Annotated in this window: 1 protein-coding gene and 2 pseudogenes; all 3 read right to left on the bottom strand. The window is 45.9% G+C overall.

What is annotated here, in order from left to right; genetic code table 11:
- Positions 1-215: pseudogene (locus ACVA53_RS24980) on the bottom strand (hypothetical protein); the annotation flags it as partial.
- Positions 215-502 (bottom strand): hypothetical protein, encoded by a 288-nt coding sequence (locus ACVA53_RS24975; protein WP_446506628.1) that lies wholly within the window; start codon positions 500-502, stop codon positions 215-217. The pseudogene ACVA53_RS24980 and the gene ACVA53_RS24975, both read right to left, overlap by 1 nt.
- Positions 495-665: pseudogene (locus ACVA53_RS24970) on the bottom strand (3'-5' exonuclease); the annotation flags it as partial. The pseudogene ACVA53_RS24970 and the gene ACVA53_RS24975, both read right to left, overlap by 8 nt.

The following is a 665-nucleotide window of genomic DNA, read 5'->3' as shown; positions in this document are numbered from 1 at the left end:
GGTTCGGCATACATTTCACGCCCTTGCTTGGCGAATGCTTTGGTGTTCACGTAGTGAAGTTGAGCAAACTGGTTGAGTTTTTGCTGCTCGTATTTTAGCCACTCGGTAGAATTGGAACCAAAAAAACCAGCTTCATGGCTGGCAATATTCTTTTTGGTTTTGTCATGTGGCTGGACAGCGCCAGCCACAAACAATAGATCGTTTATGGGGAGCATCAAAGCCCTCCCATTTCAGTGACAGCTCGCCGAAACGCTACATAAATGCGGCGAAATTCGGCAGCATCATTAAGAAAGAACGCAGCTCCTTCTTTATCACCTAAACGTCGATGGTGCTTCACCATATTCATGGAATGCTGCCACTCAACTAAAGCATGTTTAGACATGAAATCGGCAGTTACAGATTTGTCCAATGGGATTGCGACTTCATGCAATGGCATAGAAGAAACCGCCGCCCCCGAAGGGGCTTTGGTTGCTTGCTTAGGGATAAGGGTTAAATCAGTCATGGCTACCTCCGAGCTGCTTATTAACTGCAAGTATTAATCTACGTGTAATTTCACAATCTGCCATGGCTCTGTGGGCTTTCAAGTCTGAAATATCAATACCTTGCTGAATTGCGGCGTTTGTCAGGCTTTGCCATTTGAAGTTGCCGTGATGTGCATTCCACTC

This window comes from Photobacterium sp. DNB23_23_1 (genome assembly GCF_052873815.1).
This window is presented reverse-complemented; position numbering and strand designations above follow the sequence as displayed.